This window comes from Pseudomonas simiae (assembly GCF_900111895.1).
GTDB classification, from domain to species: Bacteria; Pseudomonadota; Gammaproteobacteria; order Pseudomonadales; family Pseudomonadaceae; genus Aquipseudomonas; species Aquipseudomonas simiae.
The window spans coordinates 53,007-79,155 of sequence record NZ_FOKB01000012.1 but is presented as its reverse complement, the minus strand read 5'-3'; the positions used below and the strand labels follow the sequence as shown (position 1 = coordinate 79,155).

Here is a 26,149-nt window from a genome sequence, read left to right as displayed (position 1 = left end):
CGCGCCGAAAGTTAACGATTCACTCATCATTACTGGGCATGAGTGTTATCACTGCAAGCGGCCTACCCGGTCTACGGTGTTGTCTTTAGGCTCGCCTCACTTTCATTCGCTTTTATGAGAACACCATGAACGCTACCTCCCACGCTACAACCACCATGACCCGGAGCATGGTGATGCTGTTCGCGTTTTGCTGCGGCGCCATCGTTGCCAACATTTACTATGCACAACCGATCATCGAGCTGATCGCGCCGGACATCGGCCTGACGCCCGCCATGGCCAGCCTGATCGTCTCGTTGACACAAATTGGTTACGCCCTGGGCCTGTTTTTCCTGGTACCGCTGGGTGACCTGCTGGAAAACCGCAAGCTGATGATCGCCACCACCGTGCTGGCCATCGCCAGCCTGTTGGGGGCGGCATTTACCGAACAACCGAACCTGTTCCTGCTGGTGTCGCTGCTGATCGGCTTCAGCTCGGTGTCGGTGCAGATCCTGATCCCGCTGGCCGCGCACCTGGCACCCGCCGAGTCCCGAGGCCGCGTGGTCGGCAGCATCATGGGCGGTCTGTTGTTGGGCATCCTGCTGGCTCGGCCCGTGTCCAGCGTGGTGGCGGACCACTTCGGTTGGCGCGCAATGTTCATGGCCGCTGCGGCGTTGATGGCGTTAATCAGCGTGGTGTTGCTGATCACCATCCCCAAGCGCCAGCCTGACCACAGTGCCACCTATGGCCAGTTGCTGCGCTCCCTCGGCACGTTGCTGCGTGAGCAACCGGTATTGCGCCAACGGGCGTTCTATCAGGGTTGCATGTTCGCCACCTTCAGCCTGTTCTGGACCGCTGCCCCACTGGAACTGGCGCGTAACCACGGCCTGAGCCAAAGCGAGATCGCGCTGTTTGCACTGGTCGGTGCGCTGGGCGCCATTGCGGCGCCCGTCGCCGGTCGCCTGGCCGATGCCGGGCATACCCATCGCGCTTCGTTGCTGGCCATGCTGTTTGCGGCGTTGAGTTTCCTGCCGGCCTTTGTACACCCGTTGTACAGCGTGATCGGCCTGGCCGTGACCGGTGTGGTCCTGGACTTCTGCGTGCAGATGAATATGGTGCTCGGCCAGCGCGCTATCTACGCCCTCGACGCCAACAGCCGCAGCCGCCTGAACGCGCTGTACATGACCAGCATCTTTATTGGCGGCGCCTTCGGCTCGGCGATTGCCAGCAGCGTGTATGAACACGGCGGCTGGCTGGGCGTGATGCTGGTGGGCAGCGCATTCCCTCTGATTGCGTTACTGCGGTTCCTCAGTGCTTCACGCCAGGCCACAGTCGCCACTGCTTGAGGCAGCGGTTCAAGACTGGTTTTTTTCCGCGGATGCTTGGCCGGACGGCGATGTCAGCCGGCTCAGCAACTGCGAGAAAAATGCTAGCAGGGTGGTGGCGAACATCTGAATCAAGCCGGCGGCGTGTTCCTGTGCCTTATCCGGCAACGGGGAGGGAGCGGGTGTTGGGACCGGAGGCGGTGTCGGTGTCGGCGTGGGTGTCGGCACGGGTGCAGGTGCAGGCTGAACCTCAGGCGCTTGACCGCCCCACTGCACATCAGTTGGCTTGATCGCGCCCTTGCTCTTGATCAATAGGTCCGCGTTGCCCGTTCCCTTCAGGTCAATGGCCAGGCTTGAAAGGCCTGTGCCGGGGTCATGCTTGAGCACCGCTTCACCGGCTCGCCCCGTGAACCGATCAGTGAAGGCCAGGCCGCTCAGCCCAGCGCCCTTCAAGGCGCCCGACACATCGATCTTGTCCGTACCGCTGGTGAAATCCTGGATCATGTCCGGGTCAGTCGGCGTGGAGTCGCTGGCCTTGTCGTAGACAAAGGTGTCCGCGCCGCCACCGCCTCTCAGGGTGTCGCCCCCTCCGCCGCCCTTGAGCCGATTCGCGGCCTCATTGCCCGACACAGTGTCCCGGCCAGAGCCGCCAATCGCGTTTTCAATCATGCAGCCCTTGGCAATGGACACATTGCCCTTCAGCCCGCCCACATCGGAAAACGATTCGGCTTTCAGGTTGATGTTCTGATCCTGGGAGAACCCGGAGAAGTCCATCGTGTCGACGCCACCACCGTCCCAGACACAGAAAACCGGTTTGTCAGCAGCGCTCTTGAGGCTCATCGCCTCGCGCTCAGTATTGGAGTTGAAGCCATAGGTGGTATTGGTGTTACGGGTTTGGTGATTGGCCCCGTACAAGCGTTGTGCCGCTGCAATATCGTCCATCATCGGCGCGGACGGATTCTGCCCTTTGAAGTCGTGTCCCTTCTGGTTTTTTTCCGACCAATAACTCATCACCGTACGCGCCTTGGTATCCTCGACGTAGACCGCGCTGTTCAGGTAATCAAAACCGTTCCCGTTGTAGTTCCCTGGATGCTGCAGGCCAATGGCGTGGCCGATCTCATGGATAGCCGTTACCGAAAATTGGCTGCCCAATGCCGGTGCCCCGCTTTCTCTGCGCGTGCCAATCGTGGCTGAAGTCTGGGTAGTGAAACGGCCAGGAAAGCTGGCCACCCCTCGATCACCGCCTGGATTGTTGCGAATGTTGAGAGTGCCGTCCGTCCCACTCGCCTGCTCGCGAAAGTTGATATTGGCGACATCCTGCCAGGACTGCACTGCCTGGCGGACGCGCCCCTGCTGCTGGTGGGTGAAGCTGTTGTCCACCGTGTAATTCACATCGACTTTCGAATCACCATTACGGTCATGAAAACGCAGGTTTTCCCGGGTAAGTTGATTAGCCGCCTGGTCCGTTGTGTAAGACGGTTTACTCCCAGCCCCCACACCCAACGGGCCGAAGTCCGCTACCGGCACGCTATTCAGAGAGCTCCTACTGCGCAGGTCATAATTATTCATTGTGCGACACCTTTGGTTTCAATAACGGGAGCCGGCCAAGCGATCGTTGACCAACCCTTCCAGAGGTAAATTCGCACGCTGAAAAATCCGATACCAACGCGGATTTGGTTCTAACCGCAACACCTGCGCGCCTCGAAACAGGAGGCGATACAACCAGGTATTCCGTTGCAATTTAAACACCCGACAACACAAAATTCCGGGCGGCATCGAGTTGTTTTAACAAGAAAAAAACAAAATCTAAAAAAGCACTTCGCGTGCCAGTACGCTGTTTTCCCAACGATCAGGACATATCCCTTAAATCTTCCTCAGGACCGCACCAGCTTCTCCAGCGCGGCATCCGCCAGAAAGGAAGAGCGGCTCTTGACCTTGTGCTCACGCACATAACGGTCGATGCGTCGGATCACATAACCGGGCAAGGTCACATTGACCTTCTCGGTCTTGCCCAGGTAGGGCGAGATGTCCAACTCCAACATCCCCCAGCCCATGCCGGCGTAATCTTCGTGCGCATGATGGTTGGCGACCGACGTTGGCAGGGGAATCGGTCCACCCTCTGCGGCAATCTCTTGCAGCATGATGTGGGCGACTTCCACTGCAGCGTTATAGGCCTCCTCAAAGCTGTCCCCTGCGGTGACTGCGCCAGGGATGTCGGGGATCTGAATACCGGTGGCGGTGAAGTCATCGCCCCATTCGATACAGATTGGGTATTGCATGAATGTTCTCCTTAAAACTGAAACAAGCCGGCGCGTTTCCTGATGCTTTTGACAGTGCCCAGCGGCAGGTCCTTTTTTGGGTGGGGTACCGGGATGGTGTACGGGTTATAGCGGTGAGTAAAAATATGATGACTGCCCGCGACCCGGTCCAACACCCAACCCGCCTCTTGCAGTTCTTTGATCAATAACCTGCTTTGCACCCCTGCCTCCTTGGCTTGGCCTGAATAAAAGTAACCCTAGAGTTATCTTTACTCAAGCACAAAAGACGCGGGGCTGACTGACGGCTGTTTTACGGGATATTGAAAACCTGCCTGCTCGACACCGTAAACACATGAGAAGACATCGACGTCGCCCTGCGCATCGGTGAACTGGTCTGGAATAGGTGGACGGGTTCACTATCACCAACACGGATGATCCCGTCGAGCTGACCCTATAGCCTCAATGAATGGCACGTAGAGGAACGCGCTCGGTTCCTAAATGTCGACACCCCGTGTTGCGCACCGATTTCCTCAATACTGCACAACGCCCGCGTCAGGCGCATGCCGAGTGCCCGTGGTCGAGGCAGCACAGCAGGCGCTCGACCGTATGTTCCAGGGGACCGGAGTTGTCCAGCACGAACAACCCCGCCCCATTCCCCGCGATCAACTCGGCAGTGAACCGCGCATTGCGTGCCAGGCGGGCGTCGATATCCAACAGTGCCTCACGCCCGCGTGCGATCAGGCGCTGGCGTAGTACCGCCTGATCCACCGTCAGCAGCAACACCAGCGACGTCGGATAACGCTCGCGGGTCTGTGCCAGGTGCGCGCGGGAGCCGTTGACCAGCACGTCGTCACCTGCCGCCAACCAATCGTCGATCACTTTCGGAATGCCATAGGACAAGCCATTCGCCTGCCAGCTGAGCGCAAATGCGCCCTCGGCCTGCATCGAGGCGAACTGCTCCGGGCTGACCCCTTGCGCCGCCTCGCCCACCGCTTCTGCCGAGCGAGTGATAACGCGGCGCACAATGCGACAACCGCGCTCGGCCAGACGTGGGCGTGCGGCATCCAGCAGGCTGTCCTTGCCCGAGCCGGAGGGCCCGATGAGATAGATCAACCTGCCTGCCATCAAAACACCCTCTTCGCTTGTCGCCCTGCTTGTTGCACTACCGGAAGCCCAGGCTAATCATCTTGACTGCTCCCCAGAGGCTGGCCGGGCAATAGTCACTGGAAAGTATACCCAGCAATCCCTCAGCCGCCAGGCCGGCGGCGGCCACATTACCCGAGTCCCACCCGCCGCGCACCACGTTTGGCGCGCCCTCTTACCTGGGGCGACGGTAAGTGGGGGGTTGAGGGCCAGGTTGGCTGTTGAGAATAAAAAAGGCGACCTTTCAAAGGTCGCCTTTTGTCATTGCGCGTATTGCTTGCTCAACCCCGGCGGCACGCCTTGCACGTCGGTTTCTTCCCATGGGCCGTTCGGGCTGATGGAGCGGCTCCAGCCGTTGCTCCAACGGTAGTAGGTGCGCTGGCGGTAGAAGGTGTCGGGCTGTTCGTCGAGCACATACACCTGCATCCTGCCGTCCCAGTGGCTCACCGCGCCCGGCGGTGGGGCGAACGTCGCTGACTTAGTCGGCACTGGCTTCGGCGCTGGGGTCACCGGGCCGGACGGCTTGGTGCTCGGCTGGGTCGACGGGCCCGACGGTGGAATGGTCGGGCCGGTGGGCGCAGGAGGTGGGCGGTGGACCGCACAAGCGCTCAGGCCCAATACCAGGCTGAGCAGGGTGATTCTTGCGAGTGCGGTCATAGGCGTTTCCTCGAAATTACTTATCCGGACTGTCGATGGTCAGCTGCTGCAGCGCAGTGGTGGTGCTGGCCAAGGGTTGGCTGCGGCCGATCCATTCGCCAGCTGTCGGAACACCTGCCCGGGATATGCGCGCAACCAGTTGGACTTCGGGGAAGTTCGACAGTTTCAACTGCGGCATCATTGCGTCGGCATCGCCCAGTTCGACGGTGATCGGCAGTTCGGCGACGGTGACGCGTTTGGCTGCCAACGGTGCCGGCGGGCCTTTCACGGCGCGGGCGAAGATGAATACGCTGTCGGTGGGCAGGGCTTTGGCCTTCACGTCGGCGCTCAGATCCACACGAACTTTCATCGCGGCTTTTTGAGGGGCGACGGTGCCACCGCTCTCTTTGAGTTTTTCGGCAGCACGGTCGATACCGCCTTGCAACGCCGCACGGGAGTTGTCTTCCGGTGGCAGCTGGGCCAGCAGACGGTTCCAGTAGTCGATAGCCTCCTGATAACGCTGGCCTTCAAACGCAGCGATACCCAGCAGGCCAAGGCTGGTGACTTCCTTCGGATCAAGCTTCAAGGCCTCGTCCGTCAACGCCTGAACCTTGGGCGACCACTGTTTGTTGTCGGCAAAGTACTGCGCCTGGGCCCACTGGCCGAGCAGTTCCGGCTGACGACCGGCCAGCGCCACGGTGCGTTCGAACACGTTGGCGGCATCGGCGGACCGGTCCTGGGCCATGTAGGCACGGCCCAGAAAGTACAAGCCTTCTGCCGAATCCGGCTGGGCGGCAGCGGCGCGTTCCAGGCGCTGGGTCATGTCTTCCATGGACACCGGTGGCTGGGCGAATTCGCGGGTGAGTTCAACCTTGTCGCTGGCCCCATAATGCAGGTACAGCGCAACACCCAGGGCTGGCACCAAAAACGCGGCCAGAAATGGCAGCGGCTTGCCCAGGCGCGATTTACGGGGCTTTTCTACACCTTCAGTGTCGGCCAGCAATTCACGCGCCGCTTCGGCGCGGCCGGTGTCGAGTTGCGCGGCGTTGAGCACGCCTTCGTCCTGCTGCACTTGCAGCTCGGCGACACGCTCTTGGTACAGCGCCACGTTCAACGCGGTGCGGTCCTCTTCACGCTGGGCACGGCGGCCGCGCAGTATAGGGATCAACAGGAAACTCAGGGCAATCAGAAGCAGCAAGCCGGCTGCGAGCCAGAAATCAATCATCAGTCTTGGTGTCCAGCAATTGGTCGAGGCGTTTACGCTCTTCAGGAGACAGCGCGTCGGAACCATCGGTCGGCGCGGCGCGGCGGCGGCGCACAATCACGGCCATCACCACCACGCCAGCCAGCAACAGCCCGGCGGGGCCGAACCAGAGCAGCGCGGTCTTGCCGGTGAGGGCCGGTTTGTAGCGCACGAAATCACCGTAGCGGTCGACCATGAAGTCGATGATCTGCTGGTTGTCCTTGCCCTCCCCCAGCATGCGGAAGATCTCTTTGCGCAGGTCGGCGGCGATGGGTGCGTTGGAGTCGGCGATGTCCTGGTTCTGGCACTTGGGGCAGCGCAGTTCCTTGGTCAGTTCGCGAAAGCGCTCGCGATCACCGTCCTTGGCGAACTCGTAGGTGTCGATGGCGGCATGGGCCACGCCGACCAGTCCAAGCGCCAGGACTGCAGCGGCTAACAGACGCTTCATGGCTTGGCCTCATCGACCAGTGCCTGGTACTTGGCGGCCAGTTGCTCGCGCCAGACCACTTCGTCGATCACACCGACGTACTTGTCACGGATCACGCCCTTGGCATCGATGAAAAAGGTTTCCGGGGCACCGTAGACGCCGAGGTTCAGGCCGAGGTTGCCGTCTTCATCACGGATATCCAGCTGATAAGGGTTGTGGAACTCGGCCAGCCATTTCAAGGCCGCCGCATTGTCGTCCTTGTAGTTGATGCCGTAGATCACCACGCCCTTCTCGGCCAGCTTGTTCAGCACCGGGTGTTCGACACGGCAGGAGATGCACCAGGTGCCCCACACGTTGACCAGCGCCGGTTTGCCCAGCAAGTCAGCTTGAGTCAGGGTCTTGTCGCCCTGCACGGTCGGCAGTGAAAACGCCGGGAACGGCTTGCCGATCATCGCTGAGGGCAGCTCGGCCGGGTCCAGATACAGACCGCGATACAGGAACACGGCGACCACCAGGAACAACGCCAGCGGCACAACCATCAACCAACGCTTCATACCGCCGCTCCTTGCAGACCGAGGGCTTCACGCACCCGGCTCTTGACCTTGACCCGATAACGCCGGTCCAGCGCAGCCAGCAAACCACCGAAACCGGTGAGCAAGCCGCCGAACCAGATCCAGCGTACAAACGGTTTCACATGCACACGCACCGCCCAGGCACCGTCGCCCAAGGGTTCACCCAGCGCCACATACAGGTCGCGGGTGAAACCGGCGTCGATACCGGCCTCGGTCATCATCGAACTCTGCACGGTGTACAGACGTTTTTCCGGGTGCAGCACGGCGATTTCCTTACCGTTGCGGACTACACGAACGGTGCCTTTGTCTGACGTGAAGTTCGGCCCTTCGAAGTGCTTGGCGCCTTCAAAAATGAAGTGGTAACCGGCCAGGTCCATGGACTCTCCCGGTGCCAGGCGCAGGTCGCGCTCGGCGCTGTTCTGACTGGAGAGCACCACACCCAGGGCGCACACGGCGATGCCGATGTGGGCGATCTGCATGCCCCAATAGCTGCGGGTCAGGGTTGGCAGGCCTTTGATCAGGCCTTTGTGGCGAGTCTTGTCAAAGATGTCACGCACGCCGGCCAGCAATACCCAGGCGGCGAGCAGGAAGGTGGCGAGCACTGCCCAGTTGAAATCGCCGTAGGCAACCCCGGCGATCACGGCCAAGGCCACGCTGCCGAGCAGCACCGGCATCAGCATGCCCACCAGCCATTTCACCGGGGTGTCTTTCCAGCGCACCAGCACGCCAACGGCCATCACCACCATCAACAGGCCCATCAACGGGATAAACAACGCGTTGAAGTACGGCGGGCCCACGGACAACTTGGCGCCGCTCAAGGCATCCAGCACCAGCGGGTACAGGGTGCCGAGCAGGATCATCGACGCGGCCACCACCAGCACCAGGTTATTGCCCAGCAACAGGGTTTCCCGCGACCACAGGTTGAAGCCGACCCGGCTCTTGACCACTGGCGCACGCAACGCAAACAACGTCAGGGACCCCCCCACCACAAACAGCAGGAAGATCAGGATGAAAACGCCGCGCTCAGGGTCGGACGCGAACGCATGCACCGAGGTCAGCACACCCGAGCGCACAAGGAATGTGCCGAGCAGGCTGAGGGAAAACGCCGCGATGGCCAGCAGCACGGTCCAGCTCTTGAACACGCCGCGTTTTTCGGTGACGGCCAGCGAGTGAATCAGCGCGGTACCGACCAGCCAGGGCATGAAGGAGGCGTTTTCCACCGGGTCCCAGAACCACCAGCCGCCCCAGCCAAGTTCGTAGTAGGCCCACCAGGACCCCAAGGTGATACCGATGCCGAGGAACGCCCAGGCCACGATGGTCCACGGCCGCGACCAGCGCGCCCAGGCCGCATCGAGACGTCCGCCGAGCAAGGCGGCGATGGCGAAGGCGAAGGCCACCGAGAACCCCACGTAACCCATGTAGAGCATCGGCGGGTGCACGATCAGGCCGATGTCCTGCAGCAATGGGTTGAGGTCGTGCCCGTCCGCCGGGATCTGCGGCAGGATGCGGCTGAACGGGTTGGAGGTCATGATCAGGAACAGCAGGAAGCCGATGCTGATCATGCCCATCACCGCCAGCACGCGAGCCAGCATCACTTGCGGCAGTTGCCGGGAGAACACCGACACGGCGAAGGTCCAGCCGCCGAGGATCAACGCCCACAGCAGCAGCGAACCTTCATGGGCGCCCCACACGGCACTGAACTTGTAGTACCAAGGCAACGCCGTGTTGGAGTTGTTGGCGACGTAGGCGACGGAAAAGTCGTCGGTCATGAAGGCGTAGGTCAGGCAGCCAAACGCGAACAGCAGGAACGCAAACTGGCCCCAGGCCGCAGGCTGCGCCAGGCTCATCCACAAGCGATCACCGCGCCAGGCGCCGAGCAATGGCACCACGGCCTGGACGATGGCAAAGCACAGGGCGAGGATCATCGCCAACTGCCCCAGCTCCGGAATAAACAGTGCGGACGTCATGGCTTAGCCCTCCTTGGCAGGCGTTGGCGCGGATTGGCCGCTGTCTTTCAGGGCCTTGGTGACTTCCGGCGGCATGTATTTCTCATCGTGCTTGGCCAGCACTTCGTCGGCCACCACCACGCCGTCGGCATTGAGCTTGCCCAGGGCGACGATGCCCTGGCCTTCGCGGAACAGGTCCGGGAGGATGCCGCGGTAGGTGATGGTCACGGCCTTGTTGAAGTCGGTGACCACGAAGGTCACGTCGAGGGAATCACCGGAACGCTTCAGTGAGCCCTTCTCAACCATGCCGCCGGCGCGGATCCGTGTGTCCACCGGCGCTTCGCCATTGGCGATCTGGGTCGGGGTGTAGAACAGGTTGATGTTCTGCTGCAGGGCGCTCAAGGCCAGGCCGACGGCAATGCCGACGCCCACCAGAATCGCAAGAATGATCAACAGACGCTTTCTACGCAGCGGATTCACTTATCGGTCTCCCGGCGCAGACGACGCGCCTCTTGTTGCAGGTAACGCTTGCGGGCCAGGATCGGCGCGGCGACGTTGAGGGCCAGCACTGTCAGGCAGATGCCATAGGCCGTCCAGACATACAGGCCGTGATGGCCCATGGCGAGAAACTCGCTGAAAGAAGCAAAACTCATGCGCGCGCTCCCAGGCTGCTTTGTACTTCGGCCTTGACCCAACGGGTGCGCGATTCACGCTTGAGCACTTCGAGGCGCATGCGCATCAGCAGCACGGCGCCGAAGAAACAGTAGAACCCCAACACCATCAACAGGAGCGGCGCCCACATCTCTACGGGCATTGCCGGCTTTTCGGTGAGCGTGAAGGTGGCGCCCTGGTGCAGGGTGTTCCACCACTCTACCGAGTATTTGATGATCGGGATGTTGATCACGCCGACAATCGCCAGCACCGCGCAGGCTTTGGCGGCGCTGTCACGATTGCTGATCGCGTTGCCCAGGGCAATCAGACCGAAGTACAGGAACAGCAGGATCAACATGGACGTTAGTCGTGCATCCCACACCCACCATGAGCCCCAGGTGGGTTTGCCCCAGATCGCGCCGGTGACCAGCGCCACGGCAGTCATCCACGCACCAATCGGCGCAGCGCATTGCAGGGCCACGTCCGCCAGTTTCATCTTCCACACCAGGCCGACGATGCCGCACACCGCCAGCATCACGTAGCAGGACTGGGCCAGCATCGCGGCGGGAACGTGGATATAGATGATGCGAAAGCTGTTGCCTTGCTGGTAGTCCGGCGGCGCGAAGGCCAGGCCCCAGACCAGGCCGATGCCGATCAGCAACACGGCGGCGACGCTCAGCCACGGCAGCAGCTTGCCGCTGATGCCATAGAACCATTTGGGCGAGCCGAGCTTGTGAAACCAGGTCCAGTTCATTGCTGTATCCATCACGGTAGCGTTTCGTCGTTGCGAAAAGCTTAGGGTCTTTACTGGTTAAGACAACGCTTAACCAGACCTCATTATTCGCCGACGCTGATCTTCAGGCCGGCGGCTATAGCAAAGGGTGTCAGGGTTACCGCCAGGGCGGTCAGGCTACCAAGCCACAAGAGGTAACCGGTCGCCGGCATGCCCATGAGCGCGGCCTGCAAAGCACCACTGCCCAGGATCAATACCGGAATGTACAAAGGCAGAATCAACAGGGCCAGCAACAGGCCACCCCGCTTCAAACCCACGGTCAACGCTGCGCCCACCGCCCCCAACAGGCTGAGCACCGGCGTACCGAGCAACAAGGACAGGAGCAACACCGGCAGGCATTCGACGGGCAAGCCCAGCATCATCGCCAGCAGCGGCGAGAGCAAGACTAGCGCCAGGCCGGAAAAAGCCCAGTGTGCCAGCACCTTGGCCAGTACCAGAAGTGGCAGAGGGTGCGACGAAAGGACCCACTGTTCCAGGGAACCGTCTTCGAAATCACTGCGAAACAGCCCGTCCAGCGAGAGCAGGACCGATAAAAGCGCGGCCACCCACACCAGTCCTGGGGACAAGGTTTGCAACAGTTTAGTCTCGGGGCCGACCGCCAGCGGGAACAACGCGATGACAATCGCGAAAAACACCAGCGGGTTGGCCAGTTCGGCCGGCCGACGGCACAGCAACCGCGCTTCGCGGGCGACCAACAGGGCGAATACGCTCATGCTGACCACTCCCCCAGGTCAAGATCACGGTAGCCGGCGGGCATACGCGTCAGGGTGTGGTGGGTGGTGAGCAATACCGTGCCGCCCTGTTCGCAATGCCGCGCCAAGTGCTCTTCAAGCTGGGCGACGCCTTGTTTATCCAGGGCGGTGAAGGGCTCGTCGAGAATCCATAACGGCGGGCCCGGCAGATACAAACGCGCCAGAGCCACGCGGCGCTGTTGACCGGCGGACAAGGTGTGACAGGGAACATCTTCAAAGCCTTTGAGGCCGACGGCGGCCAGAGCCTGCCAGATGGCATCGCGGGATACGGGATGATGCAGGGCGCTGAGCCAGCTGAGGTTTTCTTCGGCGGTGAGCACGTCTTTGATCCCGGCGGCGTGGCCGATCCAAATGAGGTTGCGTGCCAGTTCGGTGCGTTGTTCGTTGAGGGGTTTGCCATTCAGTCGAACTTCACCAGCCGTGGGCTGCATCAACCCTGCCAGCAGGCGCAGCAAACTGGTCTTGCCGCTGCCGTTGGGCCCGCTGACCTGCACCATGTCACCGCCCGTCAGCCGCAATTCGAGGTGCTCGAACAGCAGGCGCAGGTCGCGTTCACAGGAGAGCGCTACGGCTTCAAGAAGAGGGCTGGTCAAAAGATCGCGGGCCTTTACGGTTCAAGTCGGCGGTGCAGCGGCCGTTAAAGAGAAATGCACAATAACGGCTTTGGCGACCGATTTTAGAGAGCTGGATCAAATAGTTGTGAGGTTTTTACCGCTCTCTTTGCAGACGGGCGGCATTATACATGTGATGCCCTACTCTAAAGAGGGCAATTTCCCCAGAGACGACGCGCGCGATGACCGGTGAGATCAACCTTCCTACGCTTCCACCTGCTCCGGCAGCCGGGCCCGGCCCTGCGCCTGTGGCCGGCGAACTGTTGAAACTGCTGGAGCCGCAGATCGGCCTGATCGACCCCGGGAAAACCGCGAATGCCGAGGTCATCGCCCTGAAACAAGGCGGTGAAGCCTTTCAGTTGTTGCTCAAGTTGACCCTCGAGGGCGGTCGCCAGACATTGGTACAGGCAAGCAGCCCGCAGCCGCTGCCGCTGGGCAGCAACGTGGCGGTGAGCCAGACGCCCACCGGCAACCTGACCCTCAGCCTGCAACAAGCCTTGAGCGCCAATGTCGCCGCCCTCACCCGCATCGACACGGATCAGATGCCGGTGGGCACACTGTTGCAGGCCAAGGTGCTGACCACCCAGATGCTGCCCCAGGGCACGGCGCAACCGGCGATCTATCGGTCATTGGTCACCGTGCTCAACAGCGCGCTGGCCAGCGCGACCCTGAGCGTGGAAAGCCCCCAGCCACTGCGCGTCGGCAGCCTGCTCAGCGCTGTGGTGCAGAATACGCAGACCTTGAGCTTTGTGCCGTTGAGCGGGCTCAAGGATCAGTTGGCCGTCACGCAGCAACTGTCGACCCAGCAAAGTCGCCAGGGCTCGCTGGATGCGGTCTTCACCGCGCTGCAAAACCTGCCGCGCGGCGACACGACCTCCGCCGAGCTGCGCGGCGCCGCCGAGCGTTTGCTTGCCGCCCTGCCCGACCTGGCCCAGGTCAGCAATCCCAAGGTACTGGCGCAAGTCATCCAGAACAGCGGCGCGTTTCTTGAAGCCAAGCTGCTTGCCGGGCAAAACCCACAGATCCCGCCTCTGGATATGAAAGGCGCTTTGCTGCGCCTAGTCGCCGATTTGCTGCCAGCCCTACCCGCCAACACCAATATGAATGCCATCCTCGCCGCCAACACCCTGGCCCAGGTGCTGCCCAACTTCGTGCGCAGTCCACTGAATACGCTCGGCCAGGTCAGCGCGCGCCAGATGCCCGCCGGCTTCCCACTGCCCGAACGGTTGATGGCAAAACTGGAAGGCGAAGGCGACCTGGAAAACCTGCTGCGCCTGGCCGCCGGGGCGATCTCGCGGTTGCAAAGCCATCAGCTGTCGAGCCTGGAACAAACAGGCACCACCGCCGACGGCCGCCTGCAAACCACCTGGCAGTTGGAAATCCCCATGCGCACCCTGCAGGACATCGTGCCGTTGCAGGTCAAGTTCCAACGCGAAGAGCCGGCGCCGGACAAGGATCAGCCCGATCGCAAAGAGAAAAAGGACGCCAAACAGATGCTCTGGCGCGTCGAGTTGGCTTTCGACATGGAGCCGCTGGGGCCTTTGCAGGTCCAGGCGCAATTGAGCCAGGGCAAACTGTCCAGCCAGTTGTGGGCCTCCCGGCCCTTTACCGCCAGCTTGATCGAAAGCCACTTGGGCAACCTGCGCGAACGCCTGGTGACATCGGGCATCAATGTCGGCGACCTCGATTGCCACCTCGGCACCCCGCCGCGCGGGCCTAAAACCGGACTGGAGCAACGCTGGGTGGATGAGACCGCATGAAAAACCCTACGCCACCGCGCCAGGCGATCGCCCTCAAGTACGACGGCCAGCAGGCACCAACCCTGACCGCCAAGGGCGACGATGCCCTGGCCGAGGCCATCCTGAAGCTGGCGCGGGAAAACGAAGTGCCCATCTATGAAAACGCCGAGCTGGTGAAGCTGCTGGCGCGGATGGAACTGGGTGACAGCATTCCAGAGGAGTTGTACCGCACGATTGCCGAGATCATTGCGTTTGCATGGACATTGAAGGGCAAGTTCCCGGTGGGGTATGACCCGGATGCGGGCCCGGTGGAGCGGGATGTGACGGAGCGTGGGGATGACTACTGACTCACAGACAAACACAAAACAAACTGTGGGAGCGGGCTTGCTCGCGAATGTGGTGTGTCAGCCACTCAATGCGCTGGCTGATCCAACGCATTCGCGAGCAAGCCCGCTCCCACTTTTTTGACCTGTGTTCAGTTCAGAACTTCACTTAGAGGAATGAAATTGACCCGGTCACCCATCTCCAGCGTCGTCCCCTCCAACACCTCCACAAACCCCTCCGCCCACGCCGCACTGCGCAGCACGCCCGAGCTCTGGTTGCGGTAGATGATCGCCTTGCCCTGCTCGATACGACCGCGCAGGTATTCGCGGCGATTGCCCGGCTTGGGCCAGGTGAACCCCACTGGCACTGCAAAACGTAATGGCTCGACATCCTGCACACCTTGGCGGCGCAGCAAGTAAGGGCGTGCCAGCAGCGCGAACGTCACCAACGTCGACGCCGGGTTGCCTGGCAGGCCGATCACCGGTACGCCACGGAAGTGGCCGAAGGTCAGCGGCTTGCCGGGTTTGATAGCCAGCTTCCACAACGCCAGCTCACCCTCTTCACGCAGGGCGATCCCAAGAAAGTCCGCTTCGCCCACCGACACACCGCCCGTCGACAGGATCAAGTCGACACTGCCCAAACCGCCCAGACGTGCGCGGGTTTGCTCCAGATCGTCCGGCAAGATGCCGGCGTCGATCACTTCGCAACCCATGCGCGCCAGCCATGAGCACAGCACCCGTCGGTTGCTGTTGTAGATCTGCCCCGGCCCCAGCGGCAAGCCCGGCTCGATCAGTTCATCACCGGTGGACAAAACCGCCACGCGCGGGCGGCGTACCACCGCCAGGCGATCACGACCGAGGGACGCCGCCAGCCCCAGTTCAATCGGGCCCAGGCGCGTGCCGGCCGACAACACTAACTCGCCAACCGTGGTTTCCTGGCCCTGGGGGCGGATGTTCTGGCCGGCGTGCAGAGGTTCGGTGAAGCTCACGCGCTCATCGGCGTGAACCACGGCGTTTTCCTGCATTTCCACGCAGTCGGCCCCTTCCGGCACCGGGGCGCCGGTGAAGATGCGGGCGCAGGTGCCCGCCGCCAGAGGCTGTGGCGCCTGGCCTGCGAAAATCCGCTGGCTGACCACCAACGGCTCCCCCGTCCAGTCCGCCAGGCGCACGGCGTAACCGTCCATGGCGCTGTTTGGCCACGGCGGCAGGTCGAGGGTGGAGATCAGGTCTTGCGCCAGTACACGGCCGTCGCAGTCCGCCAGCAGCAGGGTTTCCTGCTCGCGGATCGGCGCGGCTTCGGCCATGGCCAGCAGCTGTGCCAACGCGTCTTCCACCGGCAGCAGAGCGCCGGTCTTGCCGGGCTTACCCACGGGACTCACAAGGCTCAGCCTGTTTCAGGTGTGGTACGAAATTGCACGGGCGGTGACGGTTGTCCAGTTGCTCGGCGAGGATGCCATCCCAACCGGTGCGCACCGCATTGGTGGAACCCGGCAGGCAGCACACCAGGGTGCCATTGGCCAGGCCGGCCAGGGCACGGGATTGCACGGTGGACGTGCCAATGTCGGCCACGGAAATCTGACGGAACAGTTCACCAAAACCATCGACCTGTTTGTCCAGCAGGCAGCTCACCGCTTCGGGGGTGCTGTCGCGGCCGGTGAAGCCGGTGCCGCCGGTGATCAGCACGACTTGCACCACGTCTTCGGCGATCCAGTGAGCGACCTGGGCGCGGATCTTGTAGAGGTCGTCCTTGAGCAGCACGCGCTCGGCCAGGTGGTGGCCGGCGGCAGTCAGGCGGTCGACGAAGACCTGGCCGGAGGTATCGGTGTCGAGGGTACGGGTGTCGCTGACGGTCAATACAGCGATATTCAGGGGTACGAAGGGCGCATCTGCCTTGGCTTTCATGGCACGGTCCGGTTGTCGAAGGAACAGCCCGATGTTATATCACAGGCCCCCCTTTTGCTGCCGCTGCGGAACCGTTATGCCTATCGATTCATCCCTCCTGCCCTGCTCGGTGCTGCTGCTGTCCGGCGGGCGCGGCCAACGTATGGGCGGCCAGGACAAAGGCTTGCTGGAATGGCGCGGCCAGCCCTTGATCGCGCACGTGCAACGTTTGGTGCGACCGCTCACGGATGACCTGATCATCTCGTGCAACCGCAACCCGCAACACTATGCCGCCTACGCCGACCAGTTGGTGAATGACGACAGCCCGGACTTCCCCGGCCCGCTCGCCGGTATCCGGGCGGGGCTCGCCGCCGCACGTCATGCGCACCTGCTGATATTGCCGTGCGATGTGCCGCATATCGACGCAGGGCTGATCCAGGCGCTGCGTGAAACCGCGCAACGCAACCCGCGGCTGCCGGTGATGGTGCGCCATGGTGCGTTCTGGGAACCGTTGATCTGCATCGTCCCCACCGGCCTGCGCGACACGGTAGACAGCGCGTGGCACGCCGGTGAGCGCAGCCCGCGCAAGCTGTTTCTACAACTGGGCGGCGTGGGTCTGCAATGCCCGGCGGATGACCCTCGCCTGGCCAACCTTAATACGCCGGAGCTGTTACAGACGCCATCGGGCGTGTCAGAATGAACCTCGCACAAGGAACTTTGTCGGCGCTGCACGCGTCACAAGGTCAGCTATTAAAAAGTATTCTCTCGGAGACAGACTCATGACTCAACGGACCATCGCCGCTCTCATGCTTGCACTGGGCCTCGCCACCCTCGCCGGTTGCGCCTCGCCAACAGTGATCACCTTGAATGACGGTCGCGAAATCCAGGCCGTCGACACCCCGAAATACAATGAAGATTCGGGTTTCTACGAATTCGAACAACTTGACGGCAAGCGCACCCGCATCAACAAAGACCAGGTTCGCACCGTCAAAGACTTGTAAGTCTTAACGTTTGCCATCAAGGCCCGCCTCGCGCGGGCCTTGTCGTTTCCGGGGGTTACCAGTCGAGGGTGATCCGACTGCGGAAACTGCGCTCTTCACCCGTGACCGGGTCAATGAACCGCACACCCTGGGCGAGCAGTTTGAGGGGGTTGGCGTAGTCGTCTACCGCGTCCTTGATCACCTCCGGGTAGAACGGGTCGTTACAGATACTCGCGCCGAGGGCGGTCATGTGCACGCGCAACTGGTGTTTCTTGCCCGTCACCGGGAACAGGCCATAACGCCACAAATCGCCCTTTTTCTCGCGCACCTCCACGGCCGTTTCGGTGTTGGCGACACCCTGACCTTCCTGCATGCGAAAGAACGGCTCGCCATCGACCAGCCGGCTTTTATGCACCCTGGGGAACGTCAGGTCCGGCAGTGCTGGCGCAATGGCTTCGTAGAATTTATCGATCTGGCGCGTGGGAAACAGTTGCTGGTAAGCCGAGCGACTGGCCGGGTTGGCCGAGAACAGGACCAGCCCCGCGGTGTGCCGATCGATACGGTGTAACGGCACCAGCGATGGATTATCCAGGCGGCGAATCAAACGGCGCAGCAGGGTTTGCTCGACGTATTCACCGGCCGGGGTCACGGGCAGGAAGTGCGGTTTGTCGGCGACCACCAGATGCTCGTCGGCATACAGGATGGTTTCCTGCACCGGGATGACTTTCTCGTTTGGCACTTCGCGGAAATAGTAGATGCACAAGCCTTCCTTGTAGGCCAGGTCCAGGGCGATCGGGCTGCCGTTGATATCCAGCACTCGGCCTCGCGCGATGCGATCCAGCCAGTGTTCGCGGCCGATGGCCGGAAAGTGCTCGCACAGGCAATCCAGCACCGTCATCCAAGGGCCGGGGGGCAGATACAACGTGCTGGCTTGGTGTTGGGACGCGGAAAAACCGGAGGTGGACATGAAATGCTCGACGCCTTTGACCAAACAGACGGGCATTATCCCGCATGCAGCGGGATTGAGCCTAGGGCCGATCTCAGGCCTTGGCCAACTCCGCCCGCAGGATCGGCGAGGCACTGGCGGCCTCGGTGAATTCCTTGAGCCAGCGCAGCACATCCACCGCTTCCCAACGGCCCGGATCGTACAACGCGTACAACAACCCCTGGTACCCCACCACATCCAGCTGCTTGTGGTAGCCGGCGCGCTGGAACAGCGCCTCGATCTCGGCAAAGCAGGTATTGAAGTGCACTTTGTTGAACGGCGTCTTGCCTTCCGTGACCAGACCATCGAGGCACAGCTCCTTCACCGCATCGCGCACCACGTCGGCGGACATGCGATTGACGCTGCTTTTCAGTTGTTCGACATTCACCACGGGCGTTCCCTCTATTTCAATCGCTGTACAAACATACAGTAACTTAATATTTGGAAACCTGCCATCGCATAAACCTAACGAAGGAAGGCAACAACCTGTTGTGTGTCGAATGGCCAATCCAGTTCCGCACCGCTGTCCACCCGACGCAGCACCGGAATCCGCAGGCCATAGACGTCGGTCAGGTCCTCGGGGTCGGTGATATCCACCAGTTCGACCAGCAACCCGTTATCGACGAGCGGCATGATTTCGGCTTCGGCAATCTCACAAAGATGGCAACCCACGGTGCCTAATAGCTGGCATTCAGGAAGCATGACGAATGGACCTGATCAGAAAGTAGGTCAACATTCTATGCCCGGTGGCGGCATGAAGCCCACCACCACAAAAACCCTGACCCAGGTCACCATGGCCTATAACTGATTCACCGACTCTTGCGGCTTTTTGCCAGCCCCCTTACAACGGAGATGCGTGTGTTTGCCAACCTGCTGATCATTCTGGCCTCATCCCTGGTGGTGATTGCGCTGTTTCGCCGGCTGCAGTTGCCGCCCGTGCTGGGCTACCTCTGCGTCGGCCTGGCCGTGGGGCCCACCGCGCTGGACTGGGTGAATGACAGCGAAGAGTTGCCCGACCTTGCCGAGCTGGGCGTGGTGTTCCTGCTGTTCTCCCTGGGCCTGGAGTTTTCCTTGACCAAGATGCTGGCCCTGCGCCGTGTGGTGTTTGGCCTGGGCAGCCTGCAGGTGTTGGGGTGCGGGGTGCTACTGGGGCTGTTGCTGATGATCCTGGGCGTGGCGCCGGGTATCGCCCTGTTGCTGGGGGCTGGGCTGGCGCTGTCATCCACGGCCATCGTCAGCAAGGAGCTGACCAGCCTCGGGGAAATCTTCAGCAGTCATGGCCAGAACGCCATTGGCGTGTTGCTGTTCCAGGATGTGGTAGCGGTGTTACTGCTGACCTTGGTGCCGGTGTTCGCCGGCACTGGCGAGCAAGCCTGGTATTGGGCGCTGCCACTGACCCTGGGCAAGACCGTGGTGTTGTTTGTCGGCCTGCTGCTCGCCAGTCGCTGGTTATTGCCACGGCTGTTTCATGAAGTGGCGGCCTCCCATTCAGCGGAGTTGTTTGTGCTGCTGGCGCTGGTGATCGTGTTGCTGACCGCTTGGCTCACCCACCTCTTGGGGCTCTCCCCGGCTCTTGGGGCGTTTCTGGCCGGCATGTTGTTGGGCGAAAGCCACTACCGTCACCAGATCGAGGCGGATATCCGGCCCTTTCGCGACATCCTGCTGGGGTTGTTTTTCGTCAGCATCGGCATGCTCATCGACTTGCAATTGTTTGTCAGCCACAGCCTGCTCATCCTCGGCCTGACCCTTACCTTGATGCTGGTCAAAGGCTGCGTGGTCGCCGTGCTGGTCAAGCTGCGCGGCAGCGACAGTGAAACCGCCTGGCGCAGCGGCCTGGCCCTGGCCCAGGGTGGCGAGTTCTGCTTTGCATTGATGGCACAAATGCAGCAGAGCCGGTTGATCCCTGACGAGTTCAACGGCTTGTTGCTCGCGGCGACCTTCTGCTCGATGTTGCTCACGCCGCTGCTGTTGCGCGCCGCACCCGGCATCGCCCTGCGCCTGCACCGCAAACCCAACCAACAAGTGCAACTGGAAGAAATCACTGCGCTGAACGCCGAGCTGCGCGGGCACGCAGTGATCTGCGGCTATGGCCGCGTCGGCCAATCGATCGGGCGTTTTCTGCGCAAGGAACAACAGGCATATATCGCCCTGGATGACGACCCGGAGCGCGTACAGGAAGCAGCCACCGAAGACAGCAGCGTGCATTACGGCGACTGTCGGCGCGGCGCCCTGCTCAGCGCGGTCGGCGTGGAACGTGCGCGGCTGGTGGTGATTGCCGTGGACAACAGCGATGTCGCCCTGGCGGTGTTGAAAGAGGCGCGCCGGATCAACGCCGAAGTGCCGATCCTGGTGCGCACTCGCGATGACAGCCAGCTCGCGGAACTGAAAGCCGCGGGCGCCAGCGAAGTGGTGCCCGAGCTGTTGGAGTCGAGCCTGATGCTCGCCTCCCACGCCCTGATCCTGCTGGGCCTGCCGGACCAACAGGTCCAGGCGCGAGTCGATGAGGTGCGGCAGAACCGCTATCGCCTGCTGCACGGCTTTTACTCACACCCGGACGCCGCTGACGAGGCGCCGATCAATCCTGACTGACCGCGCCGATCTTGTGGATCGACAGGTCCGCACCGTAGTACTCCTCTTCCTGGCTCAGGCGCAGCCCATGCACGCGCTTGATCACGCCGTATACCAGCAGGCCGCCCACCAACGCCACCAGCACGCCAAGGGCCGTGCCGATCAACTGGCTGATCAGGCTGACGCCGCCCAATCCACCCAGGGCTGTCTGGCCGAAAATGCCGCAGGCAATGCCGCCCCACACGCCGCACAGGCCGTGCAAGGGCCACACACCCAGCACGTCGTCGATCTTCCAGCGATCCTGGGCCGCGATGAAGAACCACACAAACAAGCCGCCAGCGACTGCACCCGTGACCAGCGCGCCCACCGGATGCATCAGGTCGGAACCGGCGCAGATCGCCACCAACCCGGCCAGTGGGCCGTTATGCAGGAAGCCTGGGTCGTTGCGGCCGATGATCAGGGCCGCAACCGTGCCACCCACCATGGCCATCAGCGAGTTGACCGCCACCAGGCCGCTGACGCTGTTCAGGGTCTGCGCGCTCATCACGTTGAAGCCAAACCAGCCGACGATCAGAATCCAAGAACCCAACGCCAGGAACGGAATGCTCGACGGCGCGAACGCCACCAAGCGCCCCTCGCGGTAACGTCCGTTGCGCGGACCAAGCAGCAACACCGCCGCCAGCGCCAGCCACCCGCCCATGGCATGCACCACCACGGAGCCAGCAAAGTCATGGAAGCTGGCACCGAAGGTCGCGAGCAGCCAGGCCTGCAGACCGAAATTGCCGTTCCACACCAGGCCTTCGAAAAACGGATAGATAAATGCCACGATCAACGCCGTAGCGCAGAGTTGTGGAGCAAACCGTGCACGCTCGGCAATGCCCCCGGAAATGATGGCTGGGATCGCCGCCGCAAAGGTCAGCAGGAAGAAAAACTTCACCAGACCATAGCCATGGTCGGCACTGATCACCGCCGCCGGTTGCATGAAGCTCACACCGTAGGAGATCCAATAGCCTATAAAGAAATAGGCCAACGTAGAGATAGCGAAGTCGCTGAGGATCTTCGACAGCGCGTTGACCTGGTTTTTCTGGCGTACCGTACCGACTTCAAGGAACGCGAAGCCCGCGTGCATCGCCAGGACCATGACCGCGCCGATCAGAATAAACAGGGTATTGGAACTGTGGACGAGCGTGTCCACTGCACTGTGCAAATTTTCCATGGAGGTTGGCAGGCCTGCAATAAAGGCAAAAAGCACCAAAGCGGTTCAATCCGGGGTTGCGCGCACTAAATTGGCACCACCGGCGCCACCCCTCTTAAGAGGGCGTGAACCGCTTTAGCGCAGCGATCAACACAACAAGCCGATACCGATAGGGTTTTTCCGCGAATTTCAGTTATTTAGGGTAAGGTTTTTCAAGGCTTCCTGCCCGACCGCCCAGATTCAGCGCAGGCCTCAGGGCCTGCGCACCAAGGCAAAGCAAAAGCTGTACCACACAATTGCACTGAACCTTCACCGAAGCCGGTGACTCGAAAACGTACAGATCAGCCAATCACGGAGATACCCATGGCCAGAAGAACTGCAAAGACTGCTCAAGAAATACTGATGGCGGATTTTCAAACCCTGGTCAGCGACACTGAAAAGTTGCTGGATGACACCAAGGTGTTGGCGGGTGACCAGGCTGACGAGCTGCGCAGCAAGATCCACGAAAGCCTGCTCAAGGCCCGCGAAACCCTGCAATTGACCGAGGACTCCCTGCGCGAACGCGGGCAGGCGGCGGTCACTGCGACCGAAGATTACGTGCAAGCCAACCCTTGGCAGTCGGTGGGCATTGCTGCCGGCGTGGGCTTTCTGATCGGCCTGCTGGCCACAAGGCGCTAATCATGTCTATCGGCGAAACGGGCTCGTCCACGGGCACCACCTCAAGACGTCTGGGCGCGGCCGTACTGGGCTTGCTGCACAGCCACGTCGAATTGTTTGGCATCGAATTGCAGGAACAGAAAGCCCGCACCGTCAGCCTGCTGCTGTTTGCCGGCCTGGCGCTGGTGTTTGCGCTGCTGTTGCTGGTGGGCCTGTCCACGCTGGTGATGATCCTCGTCTGGGACACCGGTTATCGCCTGACCGGGATCATCAGCCTGTGCGTGTTCTACACCCTGGCCGCAGCGTTTTGCGGGGTGCGCTTGAAAGCGGCGGTGTTTGATGAGTCCACGCCGTTCCACGCCACCCTCGAAGAGCTGGCCAATGACCGGGAGCGCCTGCTGCCATGAGCATCACTGAAATCCCGAAAACCACCTCCCGCCGGGAAATGCGCAAGGCGTTGATTCGTCTGCGCATGGAAATGCACCGTCAGGAGATTCGCCACGAGTCCCAGCAGTTGATGCTGCCTTTGAACAAGGTGCGCAACATGGGCCATAACTGGCAAGACAGCCTCGGCCTCAAGCACGCGCCGCTGTGGGGCGTGGCCGCGGTGACGCTGATGGGCTTCTTTACCGGCAAAGGCGCCAAGGGCGGTGGTATCGGCAGCCTGACGCGCCTGGTGCGCCTCGGTGCCGGCTTGATCCCGCTGATCAAACTGGCCATGCAGGGCTCTTCGCGTAAAAGTTGAGCCTGGCTGGCTGCATTCTTGCTAACAGAAACGGCCCGGCCCTCATTTCGAGGGTCGGGCCTTTTTTCGCCAACCATTCTAAGGAGGCGCCGTGATCGACGGGCAACCGCTCGCCTGCTTCCAGCCGTTTATCGACACTGCCACGGGCCGCATCGCCGGCGTCGAGGCCCTGGGCCGTCTGCGTCAGGCTGACGGTCGCCTGCAGTCCGTAGGCCCGCTGTTCGCTGACCCGCGCACACCGGGCGCAACCTTGCGCCGACTCGACCGACAGATTCGCGACAATGCGCTGAGCCGCTTGCATGAAGCCCCCAAAGACTGGTTCCTGAGCCTGAACATCTCGCCACGTTGGATCAATCGCCTGCGACCGGGCCAGGCCCTGCCGAGCCTCAAACAGATCCAGCACCATGGCGTCGATCCGCAGCGCATCGTGTTCGAGATCACCGAGCTGGGTGGCGACATCCGTCGCCTGGCTGACGTGGTGGCGCGCTATCGCGAAGCCGGTGCGCGCATCGCCATCGACGACTTTGGCGCCGGCTATTCCCAGCTCGACCGGGTGCTGGCGTTGCAGCCGGATATCCTCAAGCTGGACATGCGCTTGTTCCAGGAAGCTGCCCGTGGTGGGCCAAGCAGTGAAGTGGTGCGTGCCCTGGCGCAAATGGCCGAGAAGACCGGTTGCTGGATCATTGCCGAAGGTGTGGAAACCGAGGCGCAGTTGCGCTTTGCCTTGGAGTGCGGCTCGCGCTATGTACAGGGTTATCTGTTTGCCCCGGCCCGGTTGGACTGGTTCGCCGCCGACGCCTTCGTCCCGCGCTTCGCCCAATTGCGCGCGGCCTATGTCCAGCAGAAGCTGGCGGAGCGCGGGCGGATCATGCAGCTGCGCCATCAACTGGTCGAACTGATGAAGATCCTGCAAACCTGGGCCCAGGCCCAGGCACCGTTGAGCAAACTGCCGCAACTGCCGGCGTTTCCCTGGCTGCTGCGCTTCTACCAGTGTGACCGGCATGGCACCCAGCTGACACCCAACTTCGAGTGGCGCCAGGATGCCTGGCAGTCCGATAGCCGCTACCTGGGCCACAACTGGTCATGGCGCCCCTACTTCTATCACTTGCTGGCCGAAGGCTGGGAAGAACGTCGCCTGACCCTGTCCTCGACCTACCGCGACGCCACCACCAACCAGTATTGCCTCACGGCCGGACAATTCTTCGAAAACGGTCAGCGTTTGCTGTTAATCGATATCGACGCGGCCGGGCTGTAGATTTTCGCTTGCCCAGGGCACGCTGAACCGGGAAGCTGGGAGGGTCATTCACCGCACGGAGAGTACCCGCCTTGGATTGGCCCACCCTGTTGACTCGCGAACGTCTTGGCAAACCGCTGCACAGCCCGGAAGAACTGGGGCGTAGCCCGTTTCACAAAGACCATGACCGTATTATCTTCTCCGGCGCCTTTCGTCGCCTGGGGCGCAAGACCCAAGTGCACCCTGTCTCCAGCAACGACCATATCCACACGCGCCTGACCCACTCCCTGGAAGTGAGCTGCGTGGGTCGCTCCCTCGGCATGCGCGTCGGTGAAACCCTGCGCAACGCCCTGCCCGACTGGTGTGACCCCAGCGACCTGGGCATGGTGGTGCAATCGGCCTGCCTGGCCCATGACATCGGCAACCCACCGTTCGGGCACTCTGGCGAAGACGCCATCCGCCACTGGTTTCAACAAGCCGCAGGACGCGGCTGGCTGGACGACATGAGTAGCGCCGAGCGTAACGACTTCCTCAACTTCGAAGGCAACGCCCAAGGTTTCCGCGTATTGACCCAGCTGGAATACCACCAGTTCGACGGCGGCACCCGGCTGACCTATGCGACCCTGGGCACCTACCTGAAATACCCATGGACCGCCCGCCACGCGGACTCCCTGGGTTACAAGAAGCACAAGTTCGGCTGCTACCAGAGCGAACTGCCGATCCTCGAGCAGATCGCCCACAAGCTCGGCCTGCCGCAACTCGAAGAACAACGCTGGGCCCGACACCCGCTGGTGTACTTGATGGAGGCGGCGGATGATATCTGCTACGCCTTGATCGACCTGGAAGACGGCCTGGAAATGGAGTTGCTGGAATACGCCGAAGTCGAGTCGCTGCTACTGAACCTGGTGGGCGACGATCTGCCCCAAACCTATCGCCAACTGGGCGCCCATGACTCGCGCCGACGCAAATTGGCAATCCTGCGCGGCAAGGCCATCGAACATCTGACCAACGCAGCCGCACAGGCCTTCGTCGAACAGCAGGACGCCCTGCTCGCCGGCACCCTGCCCGGCGACTTGGTAGAACATATGCACGGCCCGGCCAAGCGCTGTGTGCTGGATGCCAAGGACATGGCGCGCAAGAAGATCTTCCAGGACAAGCGCAAGACGCTGCACGAGATCGGCGCCTACACCACCCTGGAAATTCTCCTGAATGCGTTCTGCGGTGCGGCCCTGGAGCAGCACGGCGGACGCACGCCGTCGTTCAAGAACCGACGCATCCTCGATCTGCTGGGCAACAACGCGCCAGACCCGGCGTGGCCGCTGCACACCTCGTTCCTGCGAATGATCGACTTTATCGCCGGCATGACCGACAGCTACGCCACCGAGATGGCCCGTGAGATGACCGGGCGCTCTAGCCCTCAATAGCGTTTGATCAACCGCCTGCTCCCTGAAAGGAAGCTACCTACGAAGGGAACAGAGCGGCCTGATCGAATTCGTACAAGCATACGAT

The 26,149-nt window shown here is 61.7% G+C and carries 31 protein-coding genes and 1 pseudogene; 11 read left to right on the top strand and 21 right to left on the bottom strand.

The window, feature by feature from the left end; translation table 11 throughout:
• Nucleotides 1-125 precede the first annotated feature (125 nt).
• Nucleotides 126-1,322 (top strand): MFS transporter, encoded by a 1,197-nt coding sequence (locus tag BMZ57_RS26570; RefSeq protein ID WP_021492219.1) that lies wholly within the window; start codon nt 126-128, stop codon nt 1,320-1,322.
• A gap of 9 nt (nt 1,323-1,331) precedes the next feature.
• Here BMZ57_RS26570 and BMZ57_RS26565 read toward each other — a convergent pair whose 3' ends face one another.
• From BMZ57_RS26565 to ccmA, 15 genes and pseudogenes are all read right to left on the bottom strand, one after another.
• Nucleotides 1,332-2,870, bottom strand: a complete 1,539-nt coding sequence (locus BMZ57_RS26565; protein ID WP_069673343.1) for a M10 family metallopeptidase C-terminal domain-containing protein — start codon at nt 2,868-2,870, stop codon at nt 1,332-1,334.
• 305 nt (nt 2,871-3,175) lie between these two features.
• Complete coding sequence (locus BMZ57_RS26560; protein WP_069673342.1) at nt 3,176-3,580, bottom strand: type II toxin-antitoxin system HicB family antitoxin; 405 nt, start codon at nt 3,578-3,580, stop codon at nt 3,176-3,178.
• 11 nt (nt 3,581-3,591) lie between these two features.
• The gene (locus BMZ57_RS26555; RefSeq protein ID WP_010211777.1) at nt 3,592-3,780 is read right to left on the bottom strand and encodes a type II toxin-antitoxin system HicA family toxin; all 189 of its coding nucleotides are present in this window, start codon (nt 3,778-3,780) and stop codon (nt 3,592-3,594) included.
• A 331-nt stretch (nt 3,781-4,111) separates the two neighbouring features.
• Entirely contained in the window at nt 4,112-4,684 is a 573-nt protein-coding gene (phnN, locus tag BMZ57_RS26550; protein WP_042570797.1) for a phosphonate metabolism protein/1,5-bisphosphokinase (PRPP-forming) PhnN, read from the bottom strand.
• A gap of 52 nt (nt 4,685-4,736) precedes the next feature.
• A pseudogene (locus BMZ57_RS29895) lies at nt 4,737-4,874 on the bottom strand (alpha-D-ribose 1-methylphosphonate 5-triphosphate diphosphatase); the annotation flags it as partial.
• An 89-nt stretch (nt 4,875-4,963) separates the two neighbouring features.
• Nucleotides 4,964-5,359 carry a hypothetical protein gene (locus BMZ57_RS26545; protein WP_010211781.1) on the bottom strand — a complete coding sequence of 132 codons (396 nt, stop codon included), beginning with the start codon at nt 5,357-5,359 and terminating at the stop codon, nt 4,964-4,966.
• A 16-nt stretch (nt 5,360-5,375) separates the two neighbouring features.
• Complete coding sequence (gene ccmI / locus BMZ57_RS26540; RefSeq protein WP_069673341.1) at nt 5,376-6,563, bottom strand: c-type cytochrome biogenesis protein CcmI; 1,188 nt, start codon at nt 6,561-6,563, stop codon at nt 5,376-5,378.
• The gene (locus BMZ57_RS26535) at nt 6,556-7,029 is read right to left on the bottom strand and encodes a cytochrome c-type biogenesis protein (protein ID WP_012723038.1); all 474 of its coding nucleotides are present in this window, start codon (nt 7,027-7,029) and stop codon (nt 6,556-6,558) included. Before BMZ57_RS26535 ends, ccmI begins: the two co-directional genes overlap by 8 nt.
• The gene (locus tag BMZ57_RS26530) at nt 7,026-7,562 is read right to left on the bottom strand and encodes a DsbE family thiol:disulfide interchange protein (RefSeq protein WP_010211784.1); all 537 of its coding nucleotides are present in this window, start codon (nt 7,560-7,562) and stop codon (nt 7,026-7,028) included. The genes BMZ57_RS26535 and BMZ57_RS26530 overlap by 4 nt, the downstream gene beginning before the upstream one ends.
• Nucleotides 7,559-9,547: a heme lyase CcmF/NrfE family subunit gene (locus BMZ57_RS26525; protein ID WP_021492223.1), complete on the bottom strand. Its 1,989-nt coding sequence runs from the start codon at nt 9,545-9,547 to the stop codon at nt 7,559-7,561. Before BMZ57_RS26525 ends, BMZ57_RS26530 begins: the two co-directional genes overlap by 4 nt.
• Before the next feature lie 3 nt (nt 9,548-9,550).
• Entirely contained in the window at nt 9,551-10,006 is a 456-nt protein-coding gene (ccmE, locus tag BMZ57_RS26520; RefSeq protein ID WP_042570794.1) for a cytochrome c maturation protein CcmE, read from the bottom strand.
• On the bottom strand, nt 10,003-10,179 hold the full coding sequence (ccmD, locus tag BMZ57_RS26515; protein ID WP_069673340.1) for a heme exporter protein CcmD: 177 nt from the start codon (nt 10,177-10,179) through the stop codon (nt 10,003-10,005). The genes ccmE and ccmD overlap by 4 nt, the downstream gene beginning before the upstream one ends.
• Nucleotides 10,176-10,931, bottom strand: a complete 756-nt coding sequence (locus BMZ57_RS26510; protein WP_010211793.1) for a heme ABC transporter permease — start codon at nt 10,929-10,931, stop codon at nt 10,176-10,178. Before BMZ57_RS26510 ends, ccmD begins: the two co-directional genes overlap by 4 nt.
• 83 nt (nt 10,932-11,014) lie before the next feature.
• On the bottom strand, nt 11,015-11,683 hold the full coding sequence (ccmB, locus tag BMZ57_RS26505) for a heme exporter protein CcmB (protein ID WP_003189951.1): 669 nt from the start codon (nt 11,681-11,683) through the stop codon (nt 11,015-11,017).
• On the bottom strand, nt 11,680-12,315 hold the full coding sequence (gene ccmA, locus BMZ57_RS26500) for a cytochrome c biogenesis heme-transporting ATPase CcmA (RefSeq protein ID WP_044286874.1): 636 nt from the start codon (nt 12,313-12,315) through the stop codon (nt 11,680-11,682). Before ccmA ends, ccmB begins: the two co-directional genes overlap by 4 nt.
• 200 nt (nt 12,316-12,515) lie before the next feature.
• On the opposite strand from ccmA, the gene fliK reads away from it, so the two are divergent.
• Together fliK and BMZ57_RS26490 are read left to right on the top strand one after the other, a co-directional pair.
• Nucleotides 12,516-14,093: a flagellar hook-length control protein FliK gene (gene fliK / locus BMZ57_RS26495; RefSeq protein ID WP_069673339.1), complete on the top strand. Its 1,578-nt coding sequence runs from the start codon at nt 12,516-12,518 to the stop codon at nt 14,091-14,093.
• On the top strand, nt 14,090-14,419 hold the full coding sequence (locus tag BMZ57_RS26490; protein ID WP_010211799.1) for an EscU/YscU/HrcU family type III secretion system export apparatus switch protein: 330 nt from the start codon (nt 14,090-14,092) through the stop codon (nt 14,417-14,419). The genes fliK and BMZ57_RS26490 overlap by 4 nt, the downstream gene beginning before the upstream one ends.
• Before the next feature lie 128 nt (nt 14,420-14,547).
• Here BMZ57_RS26490 and BMZ57_RS26485 read toward each other — a convergent pair whose 3' ends face one another.
• A complete protein-coding gene (locus BMZ57_RS26485) occupies nt 14,548-15,774 on the bottom strand; it encodes a molybdopterin molybdotransferase MoeA (protein ID WP_029529197.1) in 1,227 nt (408 codons plus the stop codon).
• Nucleotides 15,758-16,297 (bottom strand): molybdenum cofactor biosynthesis protein B, encoded by a 540-nt coding sequence (gene moaB / locus BMZ57_RS26480; RefSeq protein WP_010211803.1) that lies wholly within the window; start codon nt 16,295-16,297, stop codon nt 15,758-15,760. The genes BMZ57_RS26485 and moaB overlap by 17 nt, the downstream gene beginning before the upstream one ends.
• Nucleotides 16,298-16,373: 76 nt before the next feature.
• Here moaB and mobA point away from each other — a divergent pair, with 76 nt between their 5' ends.
• On the top strand, nt 16,374-16,976 hold the full coding sequence (gene mobA, locus BMZ57_RS26475) for a molybdenum cofactor guanylyltransferase MobA (RefSeq protein WP_069673338.1): 603 nt from the start codon (nt 16,374-16,376) through the stop codon (nt 16,974-16,976).
• Between the two features lie 79 nt (nt 16,977-17,055).
• Entirely contained in the window at nt 17,056-17,277 is a 222-nt protein-coding gene (locus BMZ57_RS26470; RefSeq protein WP_010211805.1) for a YgdI/YgdR family lipoprotein, read from the top strand.
• Nucleotides 17,278-17,332: 55 nt separating this feature from the next.
• Here the strand turns inward: BMZ57_RS26470 and BMZ57_RS26465 are convergent, their stop codons facing one another.
• From BMZ57_RS26465 to BMZ57_RS26455, 3 genes are all read right to left on the bottom strand, one after another.
• A complete protein-coding gene (locus tag BMZ57_RS26465; protein WP_069673350.1) occupies nt 17,333-18,223 on the bottom strand; it encodes a pseudouridine synthase in 891 nt (296 codons plus the stop codon).
• 73 nt (nt 18,224-18,296) lie between these two features.
• Nucleotides 18,297-18,632: a hypothetical protein gene (locus BMZ57_RS26460; protein WP_021492231.1), complete on the bottom strand. Its 336-nt coding sequence runs from the start codon at nt 18,630-18,632 to the stop codon at nt 18,297-18,299.
• A 74-nt stretch (nt 18,633-18,706) separates the two neighbouring features.
• Nucleotides 18,707-18,943, bottom strand: coding sequence for a glutaredoxin family protein (locus BMZ57_RS26455; protein WP_044286868.1), 237 nt, complete (start codon nt 18,941-18,943; stop codon nt 18,707-18,709).
• Nucleotides 18,944-19,093: 150 nt separating this feature from the next.
• On the opposite strand from BMZ57_RS26455, the gene BMZ57_RS26450 reads away from it, so the two are divergent.
• Nucleotides 19,094-20,830 carry a cation:proton antiporter gene (locus BMZ57_RS26450; protein ID WP_021492232.1) on the top strand — a complete coding sequence of 579 codons (1,737 nt, stop codon included), beginning with the start codon at nt 19,094-19,096 and terminating at the stop codon, nt 20,828-20,830.
• Here the strand turns inward: BMZ57_RS26450 and BMZ57_RS26445 are convergent.
• A complete protein-coding gene (locus BMZ57_RS26445) occupies nt 20,817-22,025 on the bottom strand; it encodes an ammonium transporter (protein WP_010211811.1) in 1,209 nt (402 codons plus the stop codon). The genes BMZ57_RS26450 and BMZ57_RS26445 overlap by 14 nt on opposite strands.
• A gap of 342 nt (nt 22,026-22,367) precedes the next feature.
• On the opposite strand from BMZ57_RS26445, the gene BMZ57_RS26440 reads away from it, so the two are divergent.
• The 5 genes from BMZ57_RS26440 (at nt 22,368) to BMZ57_RS26420 (ending at nt 26,064) form a co-directional block, all read left to right on the top strand.
• On the top strand, nt 22,368-22,682 hold the full coding sequence (locus BMZ57_RS26440; protein WP_010211812.1) for an ElaB/YgaM/YqjD family protein: 315 nt from the start codon (nt 22,368-22,370) through the stop codon (nt 22,680-22,682).
• Nucleotides 22,683-22,684: 2 nt separating this feature from the next.
• A complete protein-coding gene (locus tag BMZ57_RS26435; protein ID WP_021492234.1) occupies nt 22,685-23,068 on the top strand; it encodes a phage holin family protein in 384 nt (127 codons plus the stop codon).
• The gene (locus tag BMZ57_RS26430; RefSeq protein WP_010206381.1) at nt 23,065-23,406 is read left to right on the top strand and encodes a hypothetical protein; all 342 of its coding nucleotides are present in this window, start codon (nt 23,065-23,067) and stop codon (nt 23,404-23,406) included. Before BMZ57_RS26435 ends, BMZ57_RS26430 begins: the two co-directional genes overlap by 4 nt.
• A 91-nt stretch (nt 23,407-23,497) precedes the next feature.
• A complete protein-coding gene (locus BMZ57_RS26425; RefSeq protein ID WP_038452997.1) occupies nt 23,498-24,661 on the top strand; it encodes an EAL domain-containing protein in 1,164 nt (387 codons plus the stop codon).
• 71 nt (nt 24,662-24,732) lie between these two features.
• Nucleotides 24,733-26,064 carry a deoxyguanosinetriphosphate triphosphohydrolase gene (locus BMZ57_RS26420; RefSeq protein WP_010211819.1) on the top strand — a complete coding sequence of 444 codons (1,332 nt, stop codon included), beginning with the start codon at nt 24,733-24,735 and terminating at the stop codon, nt 26,062-26,064.
• The last annotated feature ends 85 nt before the right edge of the window (nt 26,065-26,149 follow it).